A 4,708-nucleotide genomic window follows, 5' to 3' on the forward strand; every position below is an offset into this window, starting at 1 on the left:
CAAGGTCGATCCTGGGCGTTAGTACATGAATATGCTTTGAGCCATCATCGTCAGTGTGCAAGACGGCAAAAAGGTGGTACTGCGATTGCTCTAGTCCTGCAAACGCATGGGCTTCAAACTCGTCTAAAACTTCTTTGATCTGCTCGTTAGTCGGTGCATCTTCTTTTGACCATGCAATGACCCCACTGGTGTATTTCCATAGGTGAGGGCTTGAGTCACAAATCGCGTTAAACGTGGTCGCATCACCGCGTAAAACGTCAATGCCTGCGCGTACATTTCCCAAGTGATCAAGCTCATCTAAAAGGTATGCGGAAGCGTGTGCAGCCGACCCCCTCCCGTGCGCTAAAAATTTAATATGCACTCTCGTCCTCCTCTGCTAACTGTACGGAAGATAATTGTTTTTTTAGTCGCTCAGGGCTTTGTCGGCTTATTCGGGGGAGAGAGGGGAAGAGGTCTGTTAGCTCGTTTTGAATTGCTTTTAACACAAGATAAATCTGAAAAATATCAAGCTTGCGTTGCTCTTGTGCATCAGCGTTTTTGATGATGTTCAGTGCTCTCGCAATTTGATTGATGTTGTTGCCAATTTTTGAAAGCTCCAGTAATAAATTTGGGTCAGTTTTTTGATAGCGTTTGATGACTTCGACAATCGTTTTGATCTTTGTGCGTGGCTGTTTTTCTTCTTCGGGCTGTCGGACGGTGACAGCATCTTTCATGATTTCACGTTGAATCAGTGAGTGAATGAAGTCAGTGAAGTTTGTCTCTTCTTTTTCGAGATGCTGCTCAAGTTGTTCAAGCTGTAAATCAGTAAGTCTGAATTTCTTGATTTTATCTTTTGCCATATTCAACTCACTACTAAAAGGCTTTTGCTTTTGGGGGTTTGGGGGCGAAGCCCTCAACAAGACCCTGTGAACATAAATTTCGGAGAAATTTGTGGACACAGGTAGGCTTGCTTAATTCATATCTGTGCAGATTACGACTATAGCATGAAATAAAAAAAGGATGCTTTTATGATGCTTTTTTGCTAAAAAATGATCCCGAATTCTTCTAATTTGTTTTCCCACAGTTCAGCTATTTCTGTGTTTATGATTTCACTTTGAATGCGCTTCATCATTTGCATGACAGATTCATCGCCTTGTTTAAACCGATCTGCTAAGCCATTCGACATGATCAAGCCTGTAATTTTGCTTGCTCGGTGCTGTAGATCAGTATGATTTGTATCTTTTGGCTGTTTGACAGCAACAGCAGGGGGGGTGGTGATTGCAGTTTCTCGCTCTGGTGCTCTTAATTTTGGTTTTGGCTTCTCTCTCACAGTGAACTTGAAGCCGACTACCGAACGCCCTTTTTTTACGTTCTCATAACTAAGTTCAATGTCTGTATTTGCTGTAATCTCGTCTAATGATGGTTTAATCACACGGTCTTTTAGATTGCAAAGTTTGTCGTATGATGGAGGTAAACCAAGTTCATTTTTTAGATGTTCTAAGGACATTTCAAATTGCCCTATTGCTTGATGCTTTTTAGCTAAATGATATATGTCAAATGAATAATCTTTCTTTAATTTCAATACTATATCTTTCTTATACTTAGTATAAGGATTTACTTTATCGAACTCTTTAAGCATCAATAAAACAATTTCAGGAAAACGAATAGCAATACCGCCATCTTCATAAGTGCAGTCAATCACCCAGTTTGATAAAACCTTCTTACCTCGCTCATTGTGATAAGCAAAATAACGCTTAATTAATGCCTTACTTGCAGTTTCTAATTGCGGGTACGCTGAATGTATTTTTATACCGCACTCTTTGGCAAATTCTTCTGCTGTAATGATTATAGCGTCCTTTTCAGTAGCGTCTTTTGTACGTGCAATAGGACTGGCAAGGATTAACATGCGTTTTTCATCAATACTCATGCTTTTAAAACATTCTTGGATATTGTTCTGCATCACAACCCAAGAGGGCGGATAAGTTTTTTTAATTTCCATAAAACTACAATCTCTATAATGTACCGAATTAACTACATTGTATTCATAGTAGTAAATATAATGTATTGGCTAAATTTTGACTATGATTTTTGTAGTTTTTTAATAAAACAACAACAAATACATTGTAGTTTTAAGTTTGGTAAAAGTAGTTTTTAAGTTTGGTAAAAGTAGTTTTTTAACCCTTAAAAGTTTGGTAAAAGTAGTTTTAAGTTTGGTAAAAGTAGTTTTTTAAAGTCTGAAAGCATTGCTACATAAGGGCTAGAGGGGTGTCTAAAAGCTTTTAAAAGCTTTTTAAAAGAATAAAAAGAGAATTAAAGGCAAAATCAAAGGCTATGGCACTCGCTTTGCTCGTGTCTTTTCAAGAGCAAAAGCTTGATTACTTCGCTCGTAGACACTCGCTAAAACTTGCATTCGAGCATTCAAAAAGCAAAAGCGGTTTTTCAGGGAAAGGATGAGCGAATTTGGCTAGTTCGCTCGTAGACACTCGCTCTGTAAATTGTTGTTATTGTTTAGATTAACTAAAAAAGCAAAGTTGATATGTTGTTAAAAGTCGAGATCAAAATCATGTTTTGGCTTTGGTTTTTCTTGTTCAAACTGCTGAACTGGTCTTTTCTCTGATTTGTGATCTTCAATTGCTGTGATTCGATTTTTGATACTCTCGAAAGTTGATAAGCATTTTGTGTAATTCTCTCTTTGATCGCTTAAATGTGCATTCTGTGGCTCTAAAATTAGTTCACATTTCAAGTATTTAAGCATTCTTTCATCATTTTTTGTGATGCGTTTAATCAGCGCGTAGTCTGTTGCATCAAGCATATTGCTTGCGCGACTCATGTATCTGTGCAAATTTTCAGCCTTTTTTGAAATACTATCAATCAGTTGCAGATGATTTTTTGCTCTAAATGCTGTGTCTTGTTGTGTTGTCAGTTGCTTGTGACGGCCCACGTAATCAGAGTAATAGCCGTCACTTCTTAAACTGATGAATTTCTGGGCTGGACTCGGCTTAAGTCGAATCGTTTGCATGGCTGTTTCTAATCGCTCAAGTTCCTGATTAATATTATTAAATTTTCGAGTGTTTGCTCGATTTTGTTGATCTTGATGTTCTGCTCTTCGCACGTAGTCTCTGATGCTTTGAGCTGTGAGATCTGCAAGAGTGCTTGTTCCAGTGCGTTTTGCTGTGAAGTGATTTTCTGTTGAATCGGTGTGAACGCTGTTTTGACTAAACTGTTGATAATGCTGTTTAAATTGAGTTGAGTGAATGCTTGCGTCAATAGCTGTTGTAATTGAATCGGCAAGTTGCTTTCTAATTTCGAGATTTCTGTTTCTAGTATCTCTTTCTCTGAGTTCAAGTATTTGATTTTGTTCTGCAAGCTCTGCTCTATTTCGATTTGAGAGTTCACGATGTTTTGCAATGAATTGACTTGTTGAGTCAATAATGCGTTTTGTTGCATCAATAAGCTGTTTTGCTCTGCCAAAAATTGATCTATTTCTGTTTTCATCGACTAAAATCTCTGTGAGTTCGCTTTGCGTTGATCTGCTTGTTGCTGCAAAGTTATTGCGTTGTTTTTGATCATTTCGTCTTGTGTGCTGAGTGTCATTGCGTTTTTGTATGTTTGAAAGCCCATATAAATACATATTAAAATCAAGAATATAGAAGCTATCGTTGCGCCGATGATTATGTTCTTCACGCGCTCTTTCTTGATCACTGATTCGATTAATGAGTCGATTGTTGTGTTCTTCTCGAATGCTTGCTGTATCTGTATTTGAACGATTTTGTTCACTGTCTGCTGATCTATTTCGATGTTCTCGATTTTGTTGTTGATCTCGTTTTGCAATGTCTGCACTGATATTAAAAACGACTCGATGCGTGTTTGCACTGATTTGATTGTCGATATATCTATATTCGATAGCTGCGCTGTGAGTGCGTCTATTTGCTCCGTATAGCTCGCTGTTAGCGATTTGATCGCTTGGGGTGATAAGTTCTCTATCTCGCTCAAAATCGCGCTTAGACGCGATTCTAGCGCGATTATCGTCTGCTGCACTTGCTGCAAAAGCGTAGTGCTGTTGATGATAGGCTTCTCGCTTTGCTCGATAATTTGCTCGAAGTTGCTCAGCGTCTTTGAGACTCTGAGCAAGCTCATTTGAAGATGCTCTGCTTGCTGCTGCTGCTCTGAGATGCTCTGAATAAGATCGAATTTCGAATTGCTCATGATAAAAATCGCCTTTGAGTCTGTGTTTTTTCCCGTTTTCGAGTGTGACAGTTAGAAATTCTTTGCTTTGTTTGATTGAGTCAATGCCGTCCAGTTGCTCGATACACTTGATAATATCTGCCCTGTTTTCAGCCATTTGCGTCTTTAAAAGTGTTTTGACGTAATTGTCTATCGCACTGCAAAACTGCTTTTTTGTCAGTGTCTCAAGCTCATCACTGCTCAAAATGTTTTTTGCCTGCTTGTTTAACTTGGCGATGTGATTCGGCTCTTGTGTTGTTCTCATTAACAGCACATCGTCAGGACGTGACCACTCGTACTTTGTGTTGAAGTAATCGCGTAATGAGTCGAAATGTTTTTCGTGCCCTGGCGGTGCGATATTCAGCGATTTACCGCTTTCAAGGTCGATCCTGGGCGTTAGTACATGAATATGCTTTGAGCCATCATCGTCAGTGTGCAAGACGGCAAAAAGGTGGTACTGCGATTGCTCTAGTCCTGCAAACGCATGGGCTTCAAACTCGTCTAA

At 39.0% G+C, this 4,708-nt stretch carries 4 protein-coding genes; all 4 read right to left on the reverse strand.

What is annotated here, in order from left to right:
- Positions 1-361 (reverse strand): relaxase/mobilization nuclease domain-containing protein (locus GBN19_RS14655; RefSeq protein WP_375707875.1); only part of this gene is annotated, 361 nt, incomplete at its 3' end.
- Positions 351-839 carry a plasmid mobilization relaxosome protein MobC gene (mobC, locus tag GBN19_RS14660; protein ID WP_151778628.1) on the reverse strand — a complete coding sequence of 163 codons (489 nt, stop codon included), beginning with the start codon at positions 837-839 and terminating at the stop codon, positions 351-353. The genes GBN19_RS14655 and mobC, both read right to left, overlap by 11 nt.
- A gap of 182 nt (positions 840-1,021) precedes the next feature.
- A complete protein-coding gene (locus tag GBN19_RS14665; RefSeq protein ID WP_228271299.1) occupies positions 1,022-1,978 on the reverse strand; it encodes a replication initiation protein in 957 nt (318 codons plus the stop codon).
- A gap of 543 nt (positions 1,979-2,521) precedes the next feature.
- Positions 2,522-4,708, reverse strand: a 2,187-nt coding sequence (locus tag GBN19_RS15855) for a mobilization protein (RefSeq protein WP_171494504.1), incomplete at its 5' end; no start/stop codon positions are given.

Source organism: Acinetobacter brisouii, assembly GCF_008993995.1.
Classification (GTDB): domain Bacteria; phylum Pseudomonadota; class Gammaproteobacteria; order Pseudomonadales; family Moraxellaceae; genus Acinetobacter; species Acinetobacter brisouii_A.